The following is a 23,169-nucleotide window of genomic DNA, read 5'->3' as shown; positions in this document are numbered from 1 at the left end:
TGTGTGTTCCTCCTCACGTTCGGCCGGGAACTGCGTTCCGAGTGGGGCGCGGGCCTTGACGCCCGTGTCTTTCCGGCTGACAAATCTGTAAAAAATCTTGTGTCGGTGCGGCAACCCGCTAGGGTGCGTGTCCCGGCCCATGCAGAGGAACAAGGGAAATGAAGATCAGCATCGAACGCGGCACGTTGCTCAAGGCCGTGGCTCAGGCTCAGTCTGTTGTGGAACGGCGCAACACCATCCCCATTCTGGCCAATGTGCTGATCGAGGCCGAAGGCGACAGCATTCAGTTTCGGGCAACCGATCTGGACATCGAAGTGGTCGACAGCGCACCTGCACAGGTTGAACGCGCGGGCGCCACCACGGTCGCCGCAACTACGCTGCATGAGATCGTGCGCAAACTTCCCGACGGCGCGCTGGTGACTCTGACCGCCGACAACGCGACGGGCCGTCTGACAGTCGAGGCGGGCCGCTCGAACTTTTCGCTGGCGACCCTGCCGAAGGAAGATTTCCCGGTCATGGCGTCCTCAGAATACCAGTCGAATTTCACCGCCAATGCCGCCGTGTTGCGGCGGCTGTTCGACAAATCGAAATTCGCCATTTCCACAGAGGAAACCCGCTATTACCTGAACGGCGTCTACATGCATGTGGCCGACGGCCCCGAGGGGGGCAAGACGTTGCGCTGTGTTGCCACGGATGGTCACCGTCTTGCCCGGATCGACTCGGAACTACCCGCCGGGGCCGAAGACATGCCCGGCGTGATCGTGCCGCGCAAAACCGTGGGCGAACTGCGCAAGCTGCTGGACGACGACGAGATGGACATCGCAGTGTCGGTCAGCGAAACCAAGGTGCGGTTCGCCACGCCCGACATCACGTTGACCTCGAAAGTGATCGACGGCACTTTCCCCGACTACACCCGCGTCATTCCTCAGGGCAATAACCGACGGCTGGAGGTGGACGCCTCGGAATTTGCGCAGGCCGTGGACCGAGTGGCTACCGTATCCTCGGAACGGTCGCGCGCGGTCAAACTGCAATTGGACGAAGACAAGCTTGTGCTGTCGGTCAACGCCCCCGACAGCGGTGCCGCCGAGGAAGAGCTGGCGGTGGCCTATGGCGATGAGCGGCTGGAAATCGGGTTCAACGCCAAATACCTGCTGGAGATAGCCAGCCAGGTGGATCGGGAAAACGCGGTCTTCATGTTCAATTCGGCCGGTGATCCGACCCTAATGCGCGAAGGCAATGATCAGAGCGCGGTCTATGTAGTCATGCCGATGCGCGTCTGATCGCGTTTGCGCGCGATACCTCCGGCGGAGGTACTTTTTTGAACAGAAGAAGGACGCGTGTGTCATGCTGGCCCTGACCGCGCTGAAACTGTCTCATTTCCGATCCCACAAGCTGGCGCAGATGACGCTGGATGGGCGGCCCGTGGTGCTGCACGGCCCCAACGGCGCAGGCAAGACCAACATCATCGAGGCAGTGTCGCTGTTTTCACCCGGGCGCGGGTTGCGCCGGGCAAGTGCTGCGGACATGACACGTCGTCCCGAAGCGCTGGGCTGGAAACTGACCGGACTTCTCAGCGCGCAGGACAAGCAGTACGAGATCGAGACCTGGTCCGAGGGTGGTGCGGCGCGGCAGGTGCGTCTGGATGGCAAGAGCGTCAGTCAGATCGCTCTGGGACAGATCGCCCGAGTAGTCTGGCTGATCCCGTCGATGGATCGGCTCTGGATCGAAGGGGCCGACGGACGGCGGCGATTTCTGGACCGCATCGCTCTCAGCTTTGATCCCAAGCATGCCGAGGCGGCGCTGATCTATGACAAGGCCATGCGCGAACGCAACCGCCTGCTGAAGGACGAGATGCGCGATGCCCATTGGTACGGGGCGCTGGAGCAGCAGATGGCGGCGGCCGGACACCGGATCCATCAGAGCCGTCTTTCGGCACTGGCGTTTTTGCGGCGGGCGCAGACTGAGACCGAAACCGCCTTTCCGGTCGCCGAGTTGGAACTGATCCAGTCCGAGGGCGAGATGCCCGCAACCGAGGCGGATCTGCGCGATGCGCTGCAGGAATCCCGCTTTCGCGACATCGCGGCGGGTCGCGCGCTGGCCGGGCCGCATCGCAGCGACCTTTATGGTGTCTACGCGGCCAAGGGTGTCCCGGCGAAAGACTGTTCGACGGGGGAACAAAAGGCGCTGCTGATCTCACTGATCCTGGCTAATGCGCGGGCGCTATCTAGCCTTATCGGCACACCGCCGATCCTGCTGCTCGACGAGGTTGCAGCGCATCTGGATGCAGTCCGCCGGGCTGCACTTTATGACGAGATCTGCGCGTTGGGCGCGCAGGCCTGGATGTCTGGGACGGGGCCGGAACTGTTTGCCGAACTGGGTGATCGGGCGCAAGGGCTGGCGGTGACCGAAGAGGAGGGAATCTCGCGGGTTTCGACCGCCTGAAACCCTAAAAAAAGGGGGGATTCACGTGACATTCCCGCCTGCGTTTCGTATAAAATCGCAGGAATATAATAGGAAGCCGCGAATGTCCGAGAACGAGCAAACCCCGCAGGAATATGGCGCGGATTCTATAAAGGTTCTCAAGGGGTTGGAGGCGGTTCGCAAACGGCCCGGCATGTATATCGGGGATACCGATGATGGCTCGGGTCTGCACCATATGGTGTATGAGGTCGTCGACAATGGAATTGACGAAGCACTGGCTGGTCACGCCGACCATGTGACGGTGAAAATTCACGCAGATAGCAGCGTCTCGGTCAGCGATAACGGGCGCGGGATTCCGGTGGGCATCCACGAGGAAGAAGGCGTTTCCGCCGCCGAAGTCATCATGACCCAACTGCATGCCGGCGGGAAATTCGACAGCAATTCCTACAAGGTGTCGGGCGGGTTGCACGGGGTTGGTGTATCGGTTGTGAACGCACTGAGCGATTGGCTGGAACTGCGCATCTGGCGCGAAGGTAAGGAACATGTCGCCCGCTTCGAAGGCGGTGAGACAAGTGAGCACCTGAGCGTGGTTGGGGAATGCGGTGAACAGACCGGCACCGAGGTGCGGTTTCTGGCCTCGACTAACACGTTCTCGGACCTGGAATACTCATTTGAGACACTGGAAAAACGCCTGCGCGAACTGGCCTTCCTGAACTCGGGCGTGCGCATCATTCTGATCGATGAACGCCCTGCCGAGCGGCTGGAAACCGAGCTGTTCTACGAAGGTGGCGTCAAAGAATTCGTCAAATATCTCGACCGTTCGAAAAGCCCGGTGATGGATCAGCCGATCTACATCAAGGGCGAGCGCGACGAGATCGGGGTCGAGGTCGCGATGTGGTGGAATGACAGCTATCACGAGTCCGTCCTGCCCTTCACCAACAACATTCCACAGCGCGATGGCGGCACCCATGTGGCAGGCTTTCGCGGCGCGCTGACACGGACGATCAACAACTACGCCCAGTCTAGTGGCATCGCGAAACGCGAGAAGATCAACTTTACCGGTGACGATGCTCGCGAGGGGCTGACCTGTGTGTTGTCGGTCAAGGTGCCGGACCCGAAATTCTCATCCCAGACGAAGGACAAGCTGGTTTCGTCCGAAGTGCGCCCCGCCGTCGAAAGCATGGTGAACGAGAAACTGGCCGAATGGTTTGAAGAGAACCCCAACGAGGCCAAGCAGATCGTCGGCAAGATCATCGAGGCCGCCCTGGCCCGCGAGGCCGCACGCAAGGCCCGCGAGTTGACCCGGCGCAAGACGGCGATGGATGTGAACTATCTCGCTGGCAAGCTCAAGGACTGCTCCGAAAAGGACCCCTCCAAGACCGAGGTGTTTCTGGTCGAGGGCGATTCAGCCGGTGGTTCGGCCCAGACCGGGCGCGACCGGCTGACACAAGCCGTACTGCCCCTGCGCGGCAAGATCCTGAACGTGGAGCGGGCGCGTTTTGATCGGATGCTCTCCAGTCAGGAGATCGGCAATCTGGTCATGGCGCTGGGCACTGGCATCGGTCGCGACGAATTCAACATCGAGAAACTGCGCTACCACAAGATCGTCATCATGACCGATGCGGATGTGGATGGCGCGCATATCCGCACGCTGCTTTTGACCTTTTTCTACCGGCAGATGCCGGAATTGATCGAAGGCGGGTATCTCTATATCGCACAGCCGCCGCTTTACAAGGTGGCGCGCGGTAAATCCGAGGTCTATCTGAAAGATCAAGCCGCGCTGGATGATTATCTTATAAATCAAGGGGTTGAGGGTGCGATACTGCGGCTTGGCAATGGCGAAGAGATCATTGGCCAGGATCTGACCCGTGTTGTCGACGAAGCGCGGCAGCTGAAACGCGTTTTGGATGCATTCCCGACCCATTACCCGCGCCATATTCTGGAACAGGCCGCCGTTGCCGGGGCTTTTGTGCCGGGCGCTGTGGATGCGGATCTGCAGGGTGTGGCCGATAAGGTCGCCACCCGACTCGACCTCATCGCGCTGGAATACGAGCGCGGCTGGCAGGGCCGGATCACCCAGGATCACGGCATCCGACTGGCCCGCATCCTGCGCGGCGTGGAAGAGGTGCGCACATTGGACGGCCCAATGCTGCGCTCGGGCGAAGCGCGCAAGACAGGTAGCTTCACTCAGAGCCTGCAGGAGATATATAGCACCCCCGCAACACTTGTCCGCCGCGACCGGATGCAGGCGATCCACGGGCCCCTGGATCTCTTACGCGCGATCCTGGAAGAGGGTGAAAAAGGCTTGTCATTGCAACGGTACAAGGGTCTGGGGGAAATGAACCCCGACCAGCTCTGGGAAACCACCCTGGACCCGGATGCGCGCACACTCCTGCAGGTGCGGGTGGATGACATGGTCGAAGCTGACGATCTCTTCACCAAACTCATGGGAGACGTCGTCGAACCCCGCCGCGAGTTCATTCAGAAAAACGCGCTCAGCGTCGAGAACTTGGATTTTTAGAGGTTTTGTAGGTGCGCCCATAGCTTTGCATTTCGCCCAAAGAATTGCATTTTTGGCCCAAAACTTTGGGCGCATTAACCTTCAACTTTCTTGGTTCGAGGCTCCATATCTTCGGGTCTCATTCTTTGCTTGTTTCGCGCCATCGCCGTATTGCCGGGGAAGGTTTTCGGATGGCCGCTTCCAGCCCACTGCGGACATCCTCAACTAGAAGATCGGGCGGAGAGCTGACCTTGGCCGCGAGTGCAAAGCGAACAGTTTATTAAGGAGAAAGCGGACGTTCGGTCCCAAACTGCTGAAAGTAATCGTCAGACCACCCCTCGGCGGCATTCAAGGCTGTTATCATATGGTGCCCTTGCCATGTGGCTGCACCAGTCATCCTTCGTAGTAGCTCGCTTACTTTTTCTTCGTCTGGGCCTCTAGGCACAGGTAGCTGCTCAATCGTGCTTCTCGCTATCTTCCAAAATAGAACTCAGTTCGAATGCCAAACCAAAGAACCGTTGCCTGACTTCTTTTGTGTAGGGGTTTGCGTTCTCAATAGCCTCAAAAACCTCTGGCGCATCATGTTGTACCATCGAGATCGCTTCTGAGATCAGATCAAAACTTCTGGTCGTCATGCGAGACGGTAAAGGCCCCATGCGCAGCAACACTTTAGCAATCAAATGGGTAATGCCTTGAACAGTTGCCGCATCCCTGTCGTGCTGGTCAGGTGTCGTCATTATGACGTGAAGGCCTAGGTGTTTTCGTAGAAAAGCCGCAACATGGGTATGGTGATGCCCGCGTATTGGACAAACCGCGATCTTTAGACCTCTGACACCATTGCGAGCGCTTTGCGGGCCGAATAGTGGATGGGTTGCGACGATACTAACGTAATCTGGGAGTAGCCTGTCCATAATTTCAGAGGGTTGAACTTTTACCGAGCCAACATCAACTATGATCGCACCTGGCCGGCAGATTGCAGCAATGGATTTCACTACACTCTCAAAGCTTGAAACAGGTGAAGCGATTACAATAACGTCGCACATTGCAACTTGACCAAGAGAAGCAAATGACACGCCGAGCTTCGACGCGTCTTCTCCCAGGTGTGGTGACGGATCATATGCAAGCAACTCAAATTTCTGGTTCAAGTGTCTGGCGATCAGCTGCCCAAATGCGCCGAAACCGATGATACCGACAGACGTCTCGGTTTTTTCAACTCTAGAGTTTTTCATCTCATGACCTCAAAAAACTGCCGCCCGGCAGGAGATCATTTCGTGTTAAGACCGCTGTCAGGGCAGCGGAAAATTCACAGTGAAGCGTCCGCAGCTATGCAAGCTGAGGGTAATAACCTTTGGAAATGTCGAACGCTTTCATCATATATATCGAATTAGTTCACCATTCAGGTTGAAGTCAACCATTTGCCTGGGAACGCTCCAAAACTGATGGTGTCTGCCGACGGTGTATTGAACTTCGGCTCGCCTAAGCCGCACAAAAGCGGCGAATGCGAACACGTACTTGCAGAACTCTATTATACCAGTTGATTAATTAACTAACTGGTATAATATTGCGCCATGGCAGGTGATAAACAACTTGATGCAGCTTTTTCAGCACTGGCGCACCCGACGAGGCGCGCAATTCTGGCCCGATTGGCCAAAGGCACAGCGACCGTGAACGAGCTTGCAGAACCCTTCGATGCGACCTTACCCGCGATTTCCAAACATATCCGGGTGCTGGAGGCTGCTGGCTTGGTCTCACGTGGCAAGGATGCTCAGTTCCGCCCTTGTGCTTTAGACACAAAACCGTTGGAGGCCGTTGCAAGCTGGACCGACCAATACCGTTTCTTCTGGGAGGCTCGGTTCGACGCCATGGACAGAATTCTGAATGGAATGAAGGAAACACCAGATGAATGACGAGAAGAAATGGGTAAAGATCGAGCGAGAATTTGAAGCCCCGATTGGCACCATCTGGGACATGTGGACTGACCCGGCCCTGTTTAGTGCATGGTACGGACCCCGTGGCATGTCGGTTCCAGTAGCCGAAATGGACGTGGTTGTTGGCGGCACGCGTAAGGTTTGCATGGAAATGAAGTCGGCTGAGCGACCCATGAAAATGTGGTTCACTGGCGTGTACAAAGAAGTCAACCGACCGCATCGTCTCGTCTATACGGAGAGTATGTGTGATGAGGATGGCAACCTTATCACACCGCAGGCGATGGGTATGCCTGATGACTTTCCCGACATAACCGAGATCATTGTTGAACTCTCTGAAGCGAACGGGAAAACGTTAATGACCATGGTCCACATCGGTGTTGAGGCGGGCACAGCAGGTGCCGGCGGCTGGAATCAGGCCTTTGACAAGCTTGTCGAGTATCTTTCCGCAAGAGAAGGCGGCTGACAGGTAGGACAAATGCGACAGCTAGCCATTCTGACATTCGTGACGCTCGATGGCGTGATGCAATCCCCAAGTATGCCAGAAGAAGATCCGTCCGAAGGATTTGAACACGGTGGCTGGGCCGCGCCGTTTTGGGAGGGCGTGATGGATCAGGTTGAACGTCACGCCATGTCCGAACCGTATGACATGGTTTTTGGCCGCAAGACCTACGACATCTTCGCGGGTCATTGGCCGAACGCACCAAAATCCGCTCTGTCAGACCGAATGAATGGGGCCAGAAAATACGTAGCGACATCGCAGCCTGACGGTTTGCGCTGGGAAAACTCGCACCCGATCAACGATGACGTCGTCGGCGATATCTCGTCTTTGAAGGCACGGGATGGGCCTCTTTTGCAGGTTCATGGCAGCGCCCGGCTGATACAAACTCTTCTAGCCCATAACCTTATCGACGAGTTCCGCTTGTGGATTTTTCCGGTAGTTGTCGGCGGCGGAAAGCGCCTTTTCGAGAACGGCAGCCCGCCATGCCGACTAAAGCTTACCAGATTTGAGCACTGTGGAAATGGTGCAACGATGCAGTTCTACCAGCCCGAAAGTGACGGCTTTGTACCCGCACCGCAATCGTGATCGTGAGCTCGCCGTCACCGCGCCGTGCACTCAGCTCAACTGACTGTTGTTGTCCCACGAGGCATCTCTATTGACCGGGTTGACCAGGCCCCAAGGTTTTGCCGAACGAAATCTGCGAAGGACGTGGGAGCCCGTCCGCTCAGATGCAGAACATGATCGGTGACGCGATCCTCAGATCCGGACGCAATTGCACCATCCATCGCAGCCAACGTGGTCGCATACTCGTCAGGCAATCCATGATCACGATGCCGCGCAGCGAGACCGTCAACTGTCAGGCGATGGTGGGTGATTTGCCGTCCCAATTGATTGCTCAGCGTCTCGGCAACCACATCATAGGAAATCGCTTCGGGGCCGGTGAGGATGTAGTTCTTATTCTCGACTGACGGAGCCACCAGCAGAGCTGCGGCGCAAGCAGCAATATCGTTCGCATCGATAAAGCCTATACGGCCGTCATCAGTCGCTGTGTAGATGGCCCCTTCATCACGGATAGGATCATGATGCTGCTGTTCCGAAAAGTTCTGCATGAACCAGGTTGGCCGCAACACTCCCCATTCCAGAGCATTGGTACGAAGCCAGGCGTGAACCGCGCCCATCATGGGGCCGCTCTCCTCAAGCGAGGAAGCACTCAGTAGCACAAAGCGCGAGACACCAGTGGCAAGTGCTGCCTCAAGGCCGGGCTGCATTGCTCCCAGTGAATCTACGGTGTCTGTGGGTGCTACGAGATAAACAGCCCTGACGCCATCGAAGGCATCCGCGAAAGTCGATGGGTCTTTCCAGTCGAAGCGCACATCGTTCGCACGCTTTGGGCTACGTGTGCCGACGCGCGGAACGACACCATTCGCTTTCAGCTGCTCGACAACGCGGCTGCCGGTTTTCCCGGTGCCGCCAGTGACAAGAATGGTATTAGTCATCGATAAAGTCTCCCAGCTTAGATTTCAGAACTTCGACGCCTCCGACCGCATTCAGCAGAACCAGAGGATTCCAGTAGTCACGGTAGTTGGTGATACGTCCGTTTTTGACCTCGATAACCGAGATGTAGTTCTGGTCATAGCGTCCAGCTTCGCCTTTGCCTTTACAGGAGAATTCCAAAACAAAGGTCTCGCCGTCTTTGGCAACATGGGTGATCGCGGGGCTCATGGATTCAAAGCTGATGAGGCCACCAGCCTTGGGAAGATAGGCCGCCATTGCATCCCGCCCGCGCAGTTCTCGCACGGAGCCTTCTGGCGAAAACGGGAACTCGAACACAATGCCTTCATCACACATGTCCAGGAAGTTCTCACCCGCATCTGCGATGATTACATCGCCGAGGGCGCGGCGTAGCATCGCGCCAAAGCTTGGTATCGTGTTCGTATCAGACATGATCTCTCCTAACTTCGTGTTGATCCCTATTCGGGAAGATTTTTGTGTGAGTGGTGGCTTGGTTTATGTTGTTTTTCCAATCTGCATGATGAGGACACCTGCAATCGACAACACAGCACCAGCGATGCGATAGAAGTCTGCTGGTCGAGGAGCGTTCCCAAGTAGCCCGTTCTGGTCCAGGATGAGTGCCATTGTCATTTGACCGGCGACAACAGCAGCAATAAAGGCGGCGGCCCCAAAGCGTGGGATCAGAACCATGGTCGCCATCACGTAAATGACACCGATCACACCTCCTACCCACGCCCAGGGAGGAGCCACATATAGCGATGATAAGCTTGGCAATGTTGGACGGAGCCAAGCGATCCCGCCCACCAGGCAAACAAATGAAATTCCAAAGGACAACAGGGTCGCCCAGAGTGGGTGACCAGCCGCGCGGCTGAGCTCGGCGTTCATTCCGGCATGGATGGGTATCAAAGCGCCGCAAAGCAGAGGCGCAAACCACAGAAGTGCGATTTTCAGGTCCATCTTCGCGTCCTTTCACAAGTCGCCAAAAACAGGTTGCAGTATCGATAAGTTTGCTTCAAACTACGTCGGAACGATACTGTTTCGTCCTACATAAGGGAGAATCACGATGGAACGCAAGGGTTCCGACGAAAAAAATTTCATTCAGCCACGTCGGAAGCCTGCCGGGGCTGCCGTTTTGCAAGACACGGTGACGGATGCAATCCAACGTGCCTTGTTCGAAGAATGGGCGGAAACAGGGTATTCTGCGCTACGCATGGAGCGCATTTCGGCGCGGGCTGGTGTCGGAAAGGCGGCGCTCTATCGACGGAGTAAATCCAAGTTTGAGCTGGTGACCGAAGCGGTGAAATCAACGGCGACAAATATCACCCCTATTCCGGACACAGGATCGTTTGAGAAGGACGTTGCCAGGCTTATGAGGAGAATGGCTGCAACTCTGCGTCATCCGCTTGTGAGACGGATTCTACCGGACCTGCATGCTGAGCACGCTCGTTCTGATGAGCTTGCCGAATTGCTGGAGAGTGTGACGCGGGATCGCCGGGCCCAGGCAATGATCATGTTGGACAGAGCTATTGAGCGTGGTGAGCTTTCCCAAGACACGGATCGGCAGATGATGCTCGACCTGTTCATCGCGCCACTCTACTGGCACGTTATCGTTCAACACAGACCAGTCAGGTCAGCCGACATCAGAAGATTTACGCAGTTGGCGCTCAACTCTACCGGTTCGTAACCTCCTAACCGAAAACAATATCTATCAGCAATAAGTCGTCTCGGGCGTCTTCATTGATGCCGTTTATTCCTCATAGCAGGCATTACACGAAATTGAGCATACTTTGTGTGCTTCCCGCTATGGGCAGGAATGCCATTATTGCTTGTTTTTTAGCACGTTACTAAGAGTGGGACGTTGAACTTCTCTCTGTGGGCAGCTTGAAACATATCACTCATTGACGTATTTAAATTAAATAAGTGTCCTGGCTGTTGAGGTAGGCTCCGAGAGCGAAGGTGATATTTTGCTGGTCTCAGTACGACTTAATGTCGGAGCCTTGGTTATGCTGGGGGAAAATGAGATTGATGGAGATGTAGTCATCGCTCGAAGAACGCACACTCATGGAGAGGATGGCTTAGATCTCAACAGTATCGGCGGCATTGAGTTACGTAAGATCGCCAGGGGCGTATTGGAGCTAGAGGTGTTTCGCGATGTCGAAGCAATTGTCATTGAAGGAGCTAAAAGGACGACTGGGGCAAACCCAGGGCGAACCCCAAAACCAATGCGGTTCAAAAGAGCACCTGATCCTAAGTGAAGTGGACCGCGGCGCTAACACGTATCTCGCAGTGATGACCTTGCGTCGAAACGGCCTCTCGCTGACCAAGGCCAAGAGATCAGTTGATTCTGCCCTCGCAGGGAAGCCTGTCGCGATTATTGTTCCGAAGGTAGAGAACCCCAATGAACTTATGAGGGAGCTTACTGGTTATGGCATACGAGCCCATCTGGTGACGCCAAAGAAAGAGTATTCGGTAAAACAGCTCAGGAGACGTCTAGGCTTCACTCAGGAGCAGTTCTCCGTGCTCTATGGTGTTGAGATGCGAACCCTTCAAAACTACGAGAATGGATCGCGTAGACCAGATGGTTCAACAGTTGCATACTTCGAAATGATCGAAAGGGATCCTGAGATTACAAAGAGAGGCTTGAATGAGGAGCCATTGCTGCCTGAGCCAAGCTCTTAAATTTGAGTCCCGTGACTTTCAGACTCTCGAAGCAAGATGCCCAGCCTGCGTTGGGCCTTAATGTGTCCACTCAAGTGGGCGTTTCGAGATGCAACTTCCGGCAAATGAGCATACTTCTAGCTGCTTCAAAGGTGCAGCTTTTTAGTCTTGTTGATTTCTACCTATCTCTCCTGAAAACACAGGTTGCACGGCGAGTGACTGGCTTGATCTCGTCATCAATGTGAAGGTGCGTCGAGCAGTTCGGTTCCATAGGAGTTGTCGACTGTGCAAAGCCATCCGTAAGCCGGATCTCTCCTGAAAACATAAGTTGCACGGCGAGTGATTGGCTCGGCCTCGTCACCAATGTGAAGGTGCGTTTCCATGACGACCAGTGCCGTGTCGCCACCCTCGATCACCTGCGCTTCGCCCTGCGAGACGGTCAGTGCGTTTTTGAAGTGCTTCGCGATTGCTTCAAACGCTTTCCTAATTTGAGCCTTACCTCTTGCGATTTGACCAGGCTGAACGACCAGAACGGCATCATCAGCGTAAAACTCCATCAGAGCTTCAAAGTCTTCAGCACTTACGGCCTAATCAGCTTGCTTGATCAGATTAAGGACGTCGTGATCGCTCATGATTGCATGCTAACACATCTACTCGATGACTCTCGCGGCTGCGCTCTCGTTCCCACGCAGCGTCAGTACCTCGACGCCCGACTTGGTCACAGCAACTGTGTGTTCGAACTGAGCTGAGAGCTTCCTGTCTTTTGTGATGACCGTCCATCCATCATCCTTAGTCACAGTCTTGCCAGTGCCCCTGTTGATCATAGGCTCAATCGTGAAGACCATTCCTTCCCGAAGCCTCACGCCTGTTCCTGGTTTTCCGAAGTTCGTGACCTGGGGCTCCTCGTGCATCTTTCGCCCGATGCCATGCCCGCAGTACTCACGCACAACTGAGCACCGGTTCTTCTTGGCGTATTTCTCGATGGCGAACCCAATATCGCCGACATAGGCTCCAGGCTTTACTGCCTTGATACCTTGCCACATGGCCTGTTGGGCAATCAGCACAAGCCGCTTGGTTGCGGGGGCAGTATTTCCAACCAGATATGTTTTGCTTGAATCCGCAATGAACCCGTTCTTTTCCAGCGTGATGTCAAAGTTCACAATGTCACCGTCCTGAATGACATCATCATCTGACGGCACTCCGTGACATACGACCTCGTTGATCGAGGAATTCAGAACATACTCGAACCCGTACTGACCTTTGCTTGCTGGACGGGCCTCAAGATCATTGGTGATGAAGTCCTCGACCAGATCATTGACCTGCAAGGTGGACATACCCAGAAAGTCCTGCTGATCCAGCATCTCAAAAACGGAGGCCAGAAGCTTACCGGACACCCGCATCAGCTCAATCTCTTCTGGTGTCTTGACCATTTCTTTCACCTTTCAGCTCACCACCAGGCTTTCGGCTCTGATGGTAACCACATTGCGTCTCGTTTTTGTTTCGGAGTCAAAAGACTGTTTAGGGAACCCAATTTTGATGGGTGATCGCATAGTTTAGTGCTTCGAGATCTTCAGTCAGCTGGCTGTATGAGACTGGGCCTCCCAGGCACACCCTGACCGCTTCGTCGGGTGTACCGGTTACGGTAAAGGCGTTACTGGGCATAACTCCGATTTGGCGATTGGCCATGTGACTCATCACGTCAGCTCGGCTGGCCCCTTCGGGCAGCTTGAGCCAGATATTGAATGCTTCGTTGTTACCCACGAAGTCTTGGTCCTGCATGATCTTGGCCGCAAGATTCTGTCTGCGGTTCGCCTCCTTACGGACGAACTTCTGCACCGCCGCGGCTGTACCATCCTCGGCCCATCGCGCCATCAAAGCTGTTGTGATTGGTGACGCCATGACATTCGATGCCTGCAAAGCCCGCGTGAAGTGGGTTTTCGACAGCCCAGACGGAACCACCGTAAGCGCAAGCCTCAAACCAGCGCCCAAACATTTGGAAAGACCCGCGATGTACCACCCCAATTCGGGAATCTGCTGTGAGATAGGCGGTGGCGCATCTGACGACACAAAACGGCAAGCGTCATCTTCAATCAAAGGCAAACCGTACCTAACCAAAACGGACGCGATCTGCTCACGCCGATCCTTTGGAATTGTAAGCGTCAGAGGGTTTTGCAGCGTCGGGTTCAGATAAAGCGCAGAAGGTGCGTGCTCTTGGATGGCAGCATCCAGTTCATAAGGGAGAATACCGCAGTTATCTGAGCTCACGCCGACAAGCCGAATACCAAGTTGGGCCGCGATGGCACGAATACCTGGATAGGTCACACACTCACAGAGCACGGTGTCTCCTGGCTTGGAGAGCAAAAACAGGATCGACAGAAGACTGGCATGTGCGCCGGGCGTTATTGCCAATTGGTCCGCTGTAACATCGATACCATTGATGTTCATCCAACGCGCCGCTGTTTCTCGATCCTGCCGGCTGCCAATAATGGATTGGTAGCGAAGCAATGGAACAAGGTTCGCAGCGACGTGGGTAAGGCCTTGCTCCATGCGGGCCACCAGAACCGGATCATCTGGCTCCGGGGGCATGTTCATGTTCGGGTCTTCTTCCAGCGCGCGACGTGGGTCTGCTTTTTCTGATGTTTCTTCATGCTTTCGGATAAACGAGCCCCGCCCGACAAAGGTGTCGATATACCCTCGCTTTGCGGCCTCAGAATACCCGCGAGACACAGTTGTGAAGTCTAATCCAACAAGCTTGGCGACGCTGCGTTGAGGCGGAAGCCTGTCACCTGCATCAAGCACACCTGTCTCTACATCATGTCTGATCGCTTCCGCGATCTGGACATAGAGTGGTTTCCCGTCGTCTTGCAGGTTCGGTGTCCATGGCTTCAAGGCATCATTCCATTCAATATAGAAGATTGTGTCTGTCACCTTTACCCATATTACAGGCGTATTTCAACATATTGTCGCACTTGCCGGAATATTGATTGGCTATTGATTGCATTTTGTTTGAAGATAAACTATCTGAGGCGCAACCGAAGGAGATCAAAGATGTCCGACCTTGCAATTGACGCCCACGACGACAGCGAAGAGCGCCCCATCAAACCCGCGATCATAAATGGGATGCGCCTCAAGTGCCCCAAGTGCGGAGAAGGAAAACTGCTGCATAGCTACATCAAAGTGAACGATGAGTGCTCGAATTGCGGTTTGGATCTGAGCCATCAGCGGGCTGATGATGGTCCGGCTTATCTTACGATCCTGATCGTAGGCCACCTTATGGGGTTCGCGTTGCACATCGCATGGGTGACATGGAGGCCAGAACCCTGGGTCTTGGCACTCAGCATGTCTGTGATTGCAGTTGTAGGTGCCTTGGCACTGCTGCCGGTCATGAAGGGCCTGATTGTCGGATACCAATGGGCCAAACGCATGCACGGGTTCTAGCCAGCCGCCCTCCCAATGAGTTCTCAGCCCTTTCAAAGGATGGTTTCCTTGATGGATTTGGATTTCTATTCACTTGAGGCGACAGGAAAAACAATTGCGGATCTCACATCAGCCGCGTCACTTATTCCTGCGAGAACCCCTGTCAATGTGGCCTGGCTGAACGATGAGGATGATTACGACCGGTTGCGAACGGTGCGCCGGATCGACGATGTCGGACTATTGCCGGTGCCAATATTTGCTGCTCGTCGCCTTCAATCAAAGAAGCACTTGTTTGACCTGACCGAAAAACTCCGGTTTGCCGGTGCACAAGGACAAGTCATGGTCGTTGGCGGTGACCCATCTGATGCGTCGGGTCCATTCAACAACATGATGGATCTCCTTCGAACGGAGTGGATTGAAAAGTATGCGATCAAGAGGGTCACCTTGCCGGGTTTTCCTGAGGGGAACGCTGCCATAGGTTATCGTTCGGACGTGGCCCTACTGGAGCAGAAGGTAAGACTTTTGGAGTCCTACGGATGCAGCGTGAGCATAACAACTCAACTTGCCTATGATCCAATCAGAATTCTCAACTGGATAAGCCAGCTTCGAAACGTTGGTGTTAGCCAGACCATCCAAATTGGGATACCAGGGCCGACTAAAAGGGATCTCCTGCTCAGGTTTGCACGCTCATTTGGGGTTTCGGCTGGCGGGTTGATCAACGTGAGTGACACCGTGGACGGGATTGTCGATTTCTCCCGTCTGGTCTGCTTGATCGAACAAGGGCTGCAACGACGCAATTTAGCTGATGTTGCGGTTCACCTTTATCCCTTTGGTGGCACGAAGGCTGCCGTTGAGTGGCTTACTGCGATTAAGGCGCGGCAAGTTCGGGGCGCTTCGAGCAAAATGCTGGCCTGAGGCAAAAGGCCGACCATTGAGGTCGGCCATGCTAGTTTTTCGAGAGGGTTTCTTCTTATTGTTGAGGGTATCACGCCGCCAGTGCGACAGAGTCCTTTCCGGCAGGGATCCGAAGTGGGCATGTGCTGTCGGTGACGGCTCTCCAGATTGCCTGCACGACATCCTCTGAGAAGGTGAATTCTTTCCCTTCAGCGTTCATGAAGGCGGCCATAGTCTGCTCGACGAACGGCTTGTAGTCTTCAGGCGCGTCATTGGATTCTGACATCATTGCCATTGCGTTCTTGCCAAAATTCGTTGTCGGGGCCTGACCTGGTAGAACGATATGGGTCCGAATACCCACAGGGGCCAGTTCAAAGGAAAGGCATTCGGTGAAGGCGTTCACCGCAGCTTTGCTGGCCGTGTAGACCGAAGCCAGTGGCAGCGGTTTGAGTGTGACGCTGGAAGAGACATTCACGATCACCCCTGATCCCGTAGCGCGCAATTGTGGCAGCACGGCACGGACCATTTCCATGGTGCCGAACGTGTTGGTCTCAAAAATCCGTCGCAGGTTATCTTCTGATGTGCCCTCAAAAGGGGAAAGCCAGCCCACGCCTGCATTGTTCACCAAGGCGTCGATGGGGCCAGCAGCTTCCACTGCCTTTGTGATGCTCTCGCTGTCCGCGATATCCAATGGCAGGATCGTCAAACGATCCGAGGACGGCAAAAGGGTCTCATCTGGCCTGCGCATTGTCGCGATTACCGACCAGCCCTGTTCGAGAAAGAAGCGCGCAGTCTCCAGCCCAAATCCCGAAGAACATCCTGTGATCAATACGGTCTTCATGACGTTGTCTCCTACTTGTTGATGCCTTGAAAATAGACGACGTCGGCAGTATTATATATAATCAGTAGTCCGCTTCTTTTTATCAATGGTCCGAAATGGCAGATCCTTTCTCTGAAATCATCACCCTGCTACAACCCAAAGCGTCCTATTCCAAACTGGTGCATGCATCGGGACCATTTCGGGTGCATCGTGAGGATGTAAACGAGGCCTTCTACTGCTCACTTCTTACCGGACGTGCGTGCCTGGAGGTCGAAGGGAAAGAACCACTGGTTTTGAATGCGGGTGACTTTGTGCTTATCCCTGCGGTTAAGTCCTTCACCTTTTCAAGCATGGATCCTCCACCACCTGCTGATTTGGTCAACCACCCAGTGGAGGGCGAAGACGGTATTTTCCGGCTCGGGGCGGCTGATGCGGATCCAGAGGTTCAACAACTCGTAGGACACTGCACCTTTGCCAGCCCGGATGCCGATCTCTTGGTCTCATTGCTACCAGACCTGATCTTTGTTCGCGGTGAGGGTCGGCTGGCTGCACTGACGGGGCTTGTTCGCGATGAAGCACGCGCAAACAGGCCGGCGCGAGATGTGATCGTCGAGAATCTGTTGCAAGTCCTACTGATCGAGGCCTTCCGCTCTAGCGCGGACCCGGCCCCGGCTGCTGGCCTTTTGCATGGATTGGCAGACGTGCGGGTTGGACCCAGTTTGCGAGCCATGCACGCGGCTCCGGCTCACAGCTGGACTGTTCAAGCTCTTGCAACCGAAGCCGGGCTATCCCGATCTGCATTCTTCACACGGTTCGAAGGCGTCATGGGAATGCCCCCAATGAGCTATTTGCAGAACTGGCGAATGACATTGGCAAAGCACATGCTTCGCGCGGGCGATCTCAGCATTGCCGAAATCTCTGCTCAGACCGGATATGGGTCCTCCAGTGCATTCAGCACCGCATTTTCCCGCTATGTAGGATGCCCTCCAGCGCGTTATTCGAAGACAATCGCAACACAATAGTCTTTCGTGGTTCCATAGTGGAGGACAGCGTTTTGGGACACTACCCTGCGATTGAATTGGCTTACTCCTTAGCGCGATACTCTTCCGGCATCACAAACACCTCGTCTGCACGGCCGTATCCACCGTCTTCAACCTCTTCGATCAGGACCATCGTGGTCGGGCGCACCACCTCTCCAAAGAAGCCGACCATCAGTTCTGTCGTTTTATGGATCAGGTCCTCTTTTTGATCTGTTGTTAGCGAGGCCTGCGGAAGTTAGTAGTAGGCAAATGGCATTGCGATTTCCTTTCGTGAGAAGATTTAGACGATTCCGCCATTGGCACGCAGTGTTTGACCACTGATCCAGCGGCCATCAGGTCCGACCAGAAGCGAAACCGCGGCTGCAATGTCTTCGGGCGTTCCGAGTCGACCAAATGGGTTCATTTCTTTGATACTCTCAATCACCCCTTCGGGCTTTCCTGTGATAAAAAGGTCGGTCCCAACCGGCCCAGGCGCTACGGCATTCACGGTGATGTCACGTGAGCCCAGTTCTTTGGCCAGCACATGGGTCATCGCTTCCACCGCAGCTTTTGTCGCCGCATAGACCCCGTATGTCGGCTGATAGAGTCCAACTACACTGGAGGACAGGCTAATGATCGCACCGCCTTCATTCATGCGGTTGGCAGCCTCGCGCATGCCGCGAAAGACACCGCCAATGTTGATGGCGCAGTGAGCCTCAAAGTCAGCATCAGATGTAGATGCAACTGCACTCAGGCGCATAATACCCGCGTTGTTGACCAGAACATCGACGGAGCCAAATTCCTGATCAGCCGCATCGAACAATCGTGGCATGCAAGATGCGTCGGAGATGTCACCCTGAACTGCGATTGCTTGGCCGCCAGCTTTTTTGATAGCGTCTACAATCTCGTTCGCTCCAACCTCATCACTCGCGTAATTGGCAATGATTGCATGGCCATCCTGAGCCAGGCGGAGTGCGATAGCTGCACCAATCCCTTTGCTGGCGCCGGTTACAATAGCCGTTCGTTGTTCGTGTAACATGTCAATCTCCTTTCTGTTTGAAGCGAAGATAGACGGGGAGATGGGCCAGATAATCTAGCTTGTTTTGGAATGACAATTCGGTAAAAGCGAACAATGATCGATAGACTTGAAACCATGCGACTGTTTGTTCGGGTGCTGGAACGCGGTAGCTTCACACAGGCAGCTGCTGACCTGAACATTCCCCGGTCCACTGCAAGCGAAGCCATTCAGAGACTAGAGCGTGACCTTGGTAGTCGGCTACTGGATCGCACGACACGCCACGTGGCTCCAACGCCAGATGGGCAGGCCTATTACCAAAGATGCGCGTCCATTTTGGCTGATCTAGAGGAGGCTGAAGGTGCACTGCGCGGGCACGAGCCCTCAGGTTTGCTGCGCATTGATGCCCCTGGCACTCTGACAAGGGTATTCCTGCTACCTCACCTGGCTGATTTCCTTGCGAAATACCCCAAGATCACCCTTCAACTCGGTCAGACAGAGCGCCTGGTGGATCTGGTGCGCGAGGGCGTTGATTGCGTCATCCGTGCCGGAATTCCTGATGATAGCGGAATGATCACAAGACACCTGGCAGACCTTCCGGAGATCACCTGTGCAAGCCCGGAGTATCTGGCCAAGTTTGGCACTCCCATGTCGGTGAACGATCTGAAAGATCACCGAATGGTTGGCTTTCTATCCTCGCGCACCGGCACCGCCATGCCACTGGAGTTTAAGGTAGGAGAACAGTTTGAGGAAGTAATGTTGCCGGCATTGGTCACCGCAAATGACGCCGACACTGTACACCATTTGGTCAGAGAAGGGTTTGGCATCGCCCAGGCGCCTAAGTACCGGTTTCTCACAGACCTTGATGCTGGGCGACTGGTCGAAGTCTTGCCAAATGCGCCACCACCGCCAATAGCGCTGGCCGCATATTATCCCCAAAGCAGACAGCTTTCACCTCGTGTACGAGTCTTTCTCGATTGGGTAATAGAAATATTCGAGAAGGCCGCGCCTTGATAACGTCTGTATCGGTGTCTCGGGTCGCATTGTCTAGAATGGAACCGACACAACTCGTCGGCGGTAGCGAAAACAGTTCGAGAGACGTTTTGAATATGCAAACACGCCGACACGCGTGCTGATCTTCGGAGTTGAACGTATGGATATAGTTCGGTTTTCCGAGCGTCTTATGGGGATGAAAGACGAGGTTTGGCTGCGTCATGCCAATCCATGGTCGGTCTGGACTCGTGTGTTGACGCCACTGCCGCTCTTGGCTGTGGCAATCTGGAGCCGCCCCTGGGTGGGCGGCTGGGCATGGGGAGCCATGGCTTTCGTTCTCGTCTGGATCTGGTTGAACCCGCGCGTGTTTCCACAACCCAAAAACTTTGACAGCTGGTCGGCGCAAGGCGTGCTAGGTGAACGCGTGTGGCTGCGGCACCGCGACACGGTTTCAGTGCATCACAAGAGAATTGCCAAAGCACTGGCTGTAGGAAGCGGGTTGGGTCTCGTACCCTTCGCTTATGGGCTGTGGAAGTTTGATATCGGGTTCACGTGTCTTGGCATTGTTATGATCTCAGGCGGCAAAATGTGGTTTGTGGATCGAATGGTCTGGGTCTGGCGCGATTTCCAACGGGGCGGTGGGTCGTTGAGTGATCTTGAAACTGCGCGCTGAAGAATTGACCCCCGGAATAATCTGTAGCTGCCTGTTCCGGTCTGGGTTATATCGCACCCATCTTGCGGCGTAGATGCTGTGCGAACGCTGCCACGCGTCGAGGTTGGGCTCGGCTGGGTGGGAACATCATTTGTAGCGGCTTGGGCGGTGGGAGGAAGTCACCTAACAGGGCTACCAGCTTTCCGGTTCTGACATCTTCGCCAACATCCAGTTCCGATTTCAGCACAATGCCATGGCCTGCCAGAGCCCAACTGCGGATAAGCGAGCCATCATTTACAATTCGGTTTCCCTTGACTGGGATAAGCTGACGCTCAGCGCCTGCGCCGAACTCCCAAACGTTATCGAGCGAACCACCAAAACGCATTACCAGGCAGTTATGATTTGCGAGATCTTCGGGCCGTTCCGGTGCTCCGTACGACGCCAGATAGATGGGTGCTGCGCAGACGAACCGCTGGTAGCTCCCGAGGTTACGTATTCGGAGCGCGCTGTCGGTGATGTCCCCAAACCGAACAGCCAGGTCAAAACCCTGACCTACGAGGTCGACATAGCCATCGGATAGCGACAGTTCTATGGACACAGCCGGGTTCTCTTCGGTGAATTCGGCGATTACATCAGAAACGACTCCACGACCTAAATCGATTGGCGCACTGACGCGGATCAGGCCAGAAAGGGTTTCGGCACCGTGGCGAATGCGGGTGTCGAGGTCTGTGACTTCACTGAGAACGCTCTTGGCGCCATCGACCAGAACCCGACCCTCTTCGGTCAGGCTGATTGAGCGTGTCGTTCGGTTGAACAATACCACACCGTAGTGTGTTTCCAGCGCAGCGAGCCGTTCGGAGACAGTTGTGCTCGACATCCCTGTCTCTCGGGCTGCTGCTACAAGGCTGCCTTTCTCGGCGATGGTCAGGAAGAGGCGAAGGTTGTCAAGAAGCATTAAACGGAAATTCCGGATTATATGTCCGATCCTACCCCGTTTATCCCGAAAAGATTGCGGCGTAAATCCAGCACATCGCTGAAATACACAAGGGACCTATTTCAATGGCCAAGCTGACAATCGTCGCCAACATCAAAGCCAACCCCGACAAGATTGACCTCGTAAAGGCCGAGCTCATCAAGCTCATCGACATAACCCGTGCCGAAGAGGGTTGCATTAACTATGACCTGCACCAGGACAACGACAACCCGGCTCATTTTGTGTTCTACGAAAATTGGGAAAGCCGAGAGCTTTGGCAAAGCCACATGGGTGCTCAGCACCTTGCGGCTTACCTGGAAGCAACAGAGGGCGCCGTTGCAGAGTTCACGTTGAATGAGATGACAGTCATCGGTTGATACAGAACCGGACAAAGGAGCACGTTATGAAAGCCGTGGGATACCGTGAGACAGGGTCGATTGATCGGGCGGATGCCTTAATCGACTTCGATACCGACAGACCGACGCCGAAGGGGCACGACTTGTTGATCAAGGTGCAGGCCGTGTCAGTGAACCCAGTCGATACGAAAATTCGTCAAAAACGAGCTCCTGCAGGTGCAGCACCAGATATTCTGGGGTGGGACGCAGTAGGGATCGTCGAAGCAGTTGGCGAAACGGTTGAGACTTTCAGTCCGGGAGATACAGTTTGGTATGCCGGGGCGATAAACAGACCGGGAACCAATGCTGAGTTTCATCTGGTTGATGAACGTATTGTCGGAGCCGCGCCAAAATCCATACCTGCAAAAGCAGCTGCGGCGATGCCGCTAACGACGCTTACTGCCTTTGAGATGCTGTTCGACCGCTTGCGAGTCCATGATGCCGTTCCCGGCGGGACAAATACGTTGCTGGTTATAGGTGGCGCAGGCGGTGTCGGGTCAATCACCATTCAATTGGCCCGGGCTCTCACTGAATTGACAGTGATAGCGACGGCGTCCCGACCCGAGACACAAGACTGGGTTCAAGAGCTTGGCGCACACCATGTCATAAACCATGCGGAACCTTTTGGCGCACAACTCGGGGCTCTCGGTATCGAAAGCGTGGATTTCATCTATTCAACGAGCCATTCCCAGCTTTATGCGTCTCAAGCCGGAGAGGTGATGACACCTCAAGGTCGGTTTGGGTTGATCGATGATCCTGAGACCTTTGACATCGCGCCATTCAAACCCAAATCGATCTCATTGCATTGGGAGTTCATGTACACTCGGTCGCTTTTTGGGACTGGAGATATGAACCGTCAAAGCGAAATCCTGAATCAGGTTGCCGGGTTGATAGACGATGGAAAGATCAGATCCACAGCAACCGATACACTTGGTACAATCAATGCTGCAAACTTAATGAAAGCGCATGCTATCCTCGAAAGCGGCAAGGCCAAAGGTAAGCTTGTGCTTGAGGGTTTTTAGATGAGAATTGAGCGGCTAGATCATGTGAACATCGTAACAACTAAGTTGTCTGAAATGGCTACTTGGTATGAAGAGGTCTTGGGTTTGAAACCTGGGGCCCGCCCTGATTTTCCGTTTCCCGGGGCTTGGTTGTATGCGGGTGATCACGCCGTGGTTCACCTTGTGGGTCACGAAGGCACGCCAAATGTCGGCTCCGAAGTGAGGCTTAAGCTCGAGCATTTTGCGCTCTCAGCCACGGGGCTGAGCGCATTCGAAGAAAAACTGATCTCGAGTCAAATCCAGTACCGCAAAACTGACGTCCCAGGGGCTCGAATGGTCCAAATCCATGTGGCCGATCCTGATGGAAATCATATTCATATTGACTTCGAGGAAGGCGAGTGAGTTGCTAACCAACGAAATAGATGGAACGCAAAATCAAGCTCGCAACTTCTTGTCGATTAGGGATTGAGAT

At 54.7% G+C, this 23,169-nt stretch carries 25 protein-coding genes and 2 pseudogenes; 16 read left to right on the top strand and 11 right to left on the bottom strand.

All coding sequences use genetic code 11. The annotated features are described in order from the left end of the window. The first annotated feature begins 158 nt into the window (after window positions 1–158). The 3 genes from dnaN (at window position 159) to gyrB (ending at window position 4,942) form a co-directional block, all read left to right on the top strand. Window positions 159–1,280 carry a DNA polymerase III subunit beta gene (dnaN, locus tag AB1E33_RS19555; protein ID WP_372578940.1) on the top strand — a complete coding sequence of 374 codons (1,122 nt, stop codon included), beginning with the start codon at window positions 159–161 and terminating at the stop codon, window positions 1,278–1,280. 64 nt (window positions 1,281–1,344) lie between these two features. After that, window positions 1,345–2,442 carry a DNA replication/repair protein RecF gene (gene recF, locus AB1E33_RS19550; protein ID WP_372578939.1) on the top strand — a complete coding sequence of 366 codons (1,098 nt, stop codon included), beginning with the start codon at window positions 1,345–1,347 and terminating at the stop codon, window positions 2,440–2,442. A gap of 82 nt (window positions 2,443–2,524) precedes the next feature. Continuing rightward, the gene (gene gyrB / locus AB1E33_RS19545) at window positions 2,525–4,942 is read left to right on the top strand and encodes a DNA topoisomerase (ATP-hydrolyzing) subunit B (RefSeq protein ID WP_372578938.1); all 2,418 of its coding nucleotides are present in this window, start codon (window positions 2,525–2,527) and stop codon (window positions 4,940–4,942) included. 434 nt (window positions 4,943–5,376) lie between these two features. Here the strand turns inward: gyrB and AB1E33_RS19540 are convergent, their stop codons facing one another. Then, entirely contained in the window at window positions 5,377–6,150 is a 774-nt protein-coding gene (locus AB1E33_RS19540) for a prephenate dehydrogenase/arogenate dehydrogenase family protein (protein ID WP_372578937.1), read from the bottom strand. Between the two features lie 339 nt (window positions 6,151–6,489). Between AB1E33_RS19540 and AB1E33_RS19535 the strand changes: the two genes are divergently transcribed. Genes AB1E33_RS19535 through AB1E33_RS19525 form a run of 3 tightly spaced genes read left to right on the top strand, consistent with a single transcriptional unit; the run spans window position 6,490 to window position 7,933 of the window. After that, window positions 6,490–6,828, top strand: a complete 339-nt coding sequence (locus AB1E33_RS19535; protein ID WP_372578936.1) for an ArsR/SmtB family transcription factor — start codon at window positions 6,490–6,492, stop codon at window positions 6,826–6,828. Continuing rightward, entirely contained in the window at window positions 6,821–7,312 is a 492-nt protein-coding gene (locus AB1E33_RS19530; protein WP_372578935.1) for an SRPBCC family protein, read from the top strand. Before AB1E33_RS19535 ends, AB1E33_RS19530 begins: the two co-directional genes overlap by 8 nt. A gap of 12 nt (window positions 7,313–7,324) precedes the next feature. Beyond that, the gene (locus AB1E33_RS19525) at window positions 7,325–7,933 is read left to right on the top strand and encodes a dihydrofolate reductase family protein (RefSeq protein ID WP_372578934.1); all 609 of its coding nucleotides are present in this window, start codon (window positions 7,325–7,327) and stop codon (window positions 7,931–7,933) included. A 35-nt stretch (window positions 7,934–7,968) separates the two neighbouring features. Here the strand turns inward: AB1E33_RS19525 and AB1E33_RS19520 are convergent, their stop codons facing one another. The 3 genes from AB1E33_RS19520 to AB1E33_RS19510 form a co-directional block, all read right to left on the bottom strand. Continuing rightward, window positions 7,969–8,844, bottom strand: coding sequence for an ergot alkaloid biosynthesis protein (locus AB1E33_RS19520; protein ID WP_372578933.1), 876 nt, complete (start codon window positions 8,842–8,844; stop codon window positions 7,969–7,971). Then, window positions 8,837–9,292, bottom strand: a complete 456-nt coding sequence (locus AB1E33_RS19515; protein ID WP_372578932.1) for a nuclear transport factor 2 family protein — start codon at window positions 9,290–9,292, stop codon at window positions 8,837–8,839. Before AB1E33_RS19515 ends, AB1E33_RS19520 begins: the two co-directional genes overlap by 8 nt. A 63-nt stretch (window positions 9,293–9,355) precedes the next feature. Beyond that, entirely contained in the window at window positions 9,356–9,817 is a 462-nt protein-coding gene (locus AB1E33_RS19510) for a DMT family transporter (RefSeq protein ID WP_372578931.1), read from the bottom strand. A 106-nt stretch (window positions 9,818–9,923) separates the two neighbouring features. Here AB1E33_RS19510 and AB1E33_RS19505 point away from each other — a divergent pair, with 106 nt between their 5' ends. Together AB1E33_RS19505 and AB1E33_RS19500 are read left to right on the top strand one after the other, a co-directional pair. Then, window positions 9,924–10,544, top strand: coding sequence for a TetR/AcrR family transcriptional regulator (locus tag AB1E33_RS19505; RefSeq protein ID WP_372578930.1), 621 nt, complete (start codon window positions 9,924–9,926; stop codon window positions 10,542–10,544). 467 nt (window positions 10,545–11,011) lie between these two features. Next, the gene (locus AB1E33_RS19500; RefSeq protein ID WP_372578929.1) at window positions 11,012–11,539 is read left to right on the top strand and encodes a helix-turn-helix domain-containing protein; all 528 of its coding nucleotides are present in this window, start codon (window positions 11,012–11,014) and stop codon (window positions 11,537–11,539) included. Window positions 11,540–11,754: 215 nt separating this feature from the next. Here the strand turns inward: AB1E33_RS19500 and AB1E33_RS19495 are convergent. The 3 genes and pseudogenes from AB1E33_RS19495 to AB1E33_RS19485 form a co-directional block, all read right to left on the bottom strand. After that, window positions 11,755–12,093: pseudogene (locus AB1E33_RS19495) on the bottom strand (YybH family protein); the annotation flags it as partial. A gap of 75 nt (window positions 12,094–12,168) precedes the next feature. Next, window positions 12,169–12,948, bottom strand: a complete 780-nt coding sequence (gene map / locus AB1E33_RS19490) for a type I methionyl aminopeptidase (protein ID WP_372578928.1) — start codon at window positions 12,946–12,948, stop codon at window positions 12,169–12,171. An 88-nt stretch (window positions 12,949–13,036) separates the two neighbouring features. After that, window positions 13,037–14,446, bottom strand: coding sequence for an aminotransferase-like domain-containing protein (locus AB1E33_RS19485; RefSeq protein WP_372578927.1), 1,410 nt, complete (start codon window positions 14,444–14,446; stop codon window positions 13,037–13,039). A 120-nt stretch (window positions 14,447–14,566) separates the two neighbouring features. Between AB1E33_RS19485 and AB1E33_RS19480 the strand changes: the two genes are divergently transcribed. After that, window positions 14,567–14,956 (top strand): DUF983 domain-containing protein, encoded by a 390-nt coding sequence (locus AB1E33_RS19480; RefSeq protein WP_372578926.1) that lies wholly within the window; start codon window positions 14,567–14,569, stop codon window positions 14,954–14,956. A 51-nt stretch (window positions 14,957–15,007) separates the two neighbouring features. Continuing rightward, the gene (locus tag AB1E33_RS19475) at window positions 15,008–15,850 is read left to right on the top strand and encodes a methylenetetrahydrofolate reductase (RefSeq protein ID WP_372578925.1); all 843 of its coding nucleotides are present in this window, start codon (window positions 15,008–15,010) and stop codon (window positions 15,848–15,850) included. Between the two features lie 70 nt (window positions 15,851–15,920). Here AB1E33_RS19475 and AB1E33_RS19470 read toward each other — a convergent pair whose 3' ends face one another. Then, window positions 15,921–16,670 (bottom strand): SDR family oxidoreductase, encoded by a 750-nt coding sequence (locus AB1E33_RS19470; RefSeq protein ID WP_372578924.1) that lies wholly within the window; start codon window positions 16,668–16,670, stop codon window positions 15,921–15,923. Between the two features lie 95 nt (window positions 16,671–16,765). Here AB1E33_RS19470 and AB1E33_RS19465 point away from each other — a divergent pair, with 95 nt between their 5' ends. Then, window positions 16,766–17,671, top strand: a complete 906-nt coding sequence (locus tag AB1E33_RS19465) for an AraC family transcriptional regulator (RefSeq protein WP_372578923.1) — start codon at window positions 16,766–16,768, stop codon at window positions 17,669–17,671. Window positions 17,672–17,732: 61 nt separating this feature from the next. On the opposite strand, the pseudogene AB1E33_RS19460 reads toward AB1E33_RS19465, so the two are convergent. Beyond that, window positions 17,733–17,906: pseudogene (locus AB1E33_RS19460) on the bottom strand (tautomerase family protein); the annotation flags it as partial. A 63-nt stretch (window positions 17,907–17,969) separates the two neighbouring features. Continuing rightward, window positions 17,970–18,707: an SDR family oxidoreductase gene (locus tag AB1E33_RS19455; RefSeq protein WP_372578922.1), complete on the bottom strand. Its 738-nt coding sequence runs from the start codon at window positions 18,705–18,707 to the stop codon at window positions 17,970–17,972. A 93-nt stretch (window positions 18,708–18,800) separates the two neighbouring features. Here AB1E33_RS19455 and AB1E33_RS19450 point away from each other — a divergent pair, with 93 nt between their 5' ends. Then, complete coding sequence (locus AB1E33_RS19450; RefSeq protein ID WP_372578921.1) at window positions 18,801–19,697, top strand: LysR family transcriptional regulator; 897 nt, start codon at window positions 18,801–18,803, stop codon at window positions 19,695–19,697. Between the two features lie 139 nt (window positions 19,698–19,836). Continuing rightward, a complete protein-coding gene (locus AB1E33_RS19445; RefSeq protein ID WP_372578920.1) occupies window positions 19,837–20,349 on the top strand; it encodes a DUF6653 family protein in 513 nt (170 codons plus the stop codon). 46 nt (window positions 20,350–20,395) lie between these two features. Here AB1E33_RS19445 and AB1E33_RS19440 read toward each other — a convergent pair whose 3' ends face one another. After that, window positions 20,396–21,283, bottom strand: coding sequence for a LysR family transcriptional regulator (locus tag AB1E33_RS19440; protein ID WP_085823609.1), 888 nt, complete (start codon window positions 21,281–21,283; stop codon window positions 20,396–20,398). 104 nt (window positions 21,284–21,387) lie between these two features. On the opposite strand from AB1E33_RS19440, the gene AB1E33_RS19435 reads away from it, so the two are divergent. From AB1E33_RS19435 to AB1E33_RS19425, 3 genes are read left to right on the top strand one after another with little or no spacing between them, the layout of a single operon-like run. Beyond that, a complete protein-coding gene (locus AB1E33_RS19435; protein ID WP_085823610.1) occupies window positions 21,388–21,678 on the top strand; it encodes a putative quinol monooxygenase in 291 nt (96 codons plus the stop codon). A gap of 26 nt (window positions 21,679–21,704) precedes the next feature. Beyond that, window positions 21,705–22,718 (top strand): zinc-binding alcohol dehydrogenase family protein, encoded by a 1,014-nt coding sequence (locus tag AB1E33_RS19430; RefSeq protein WP_085823611.1) that lies wholly within the window; start codon window positions 21,705–21,707, stop codon window positions 22,716–22,718. After that, the gene (locus AB1E33_RS19425) at window positions 22,719–23,099 is read left to right on the top strand and encodes a VOC family protein (protein WP_085823612.1); all 381 of its coding nucleotides are present in this window, start codon (window positions 22,719–22,721) and stop codon (window positions 23,097–23,099) included. Window positions 23,100–23,169 lie beyond the last annotated feature (70 nt).

This window comes from Ruegeria hyattellae, assembly GCF_041537925.1.
Taxonomy (GTDB): domain Bacteria; phylum Pseudomonadota; class Alphaproteobacteria; order Rhodobacterales; family Rhodobacteraceae; genus Ruegeria_C.
Note: the sequence above shows the minus strand (reverse complement) of the source record. Positions and strands in the feature narration are given on the sequence as shown.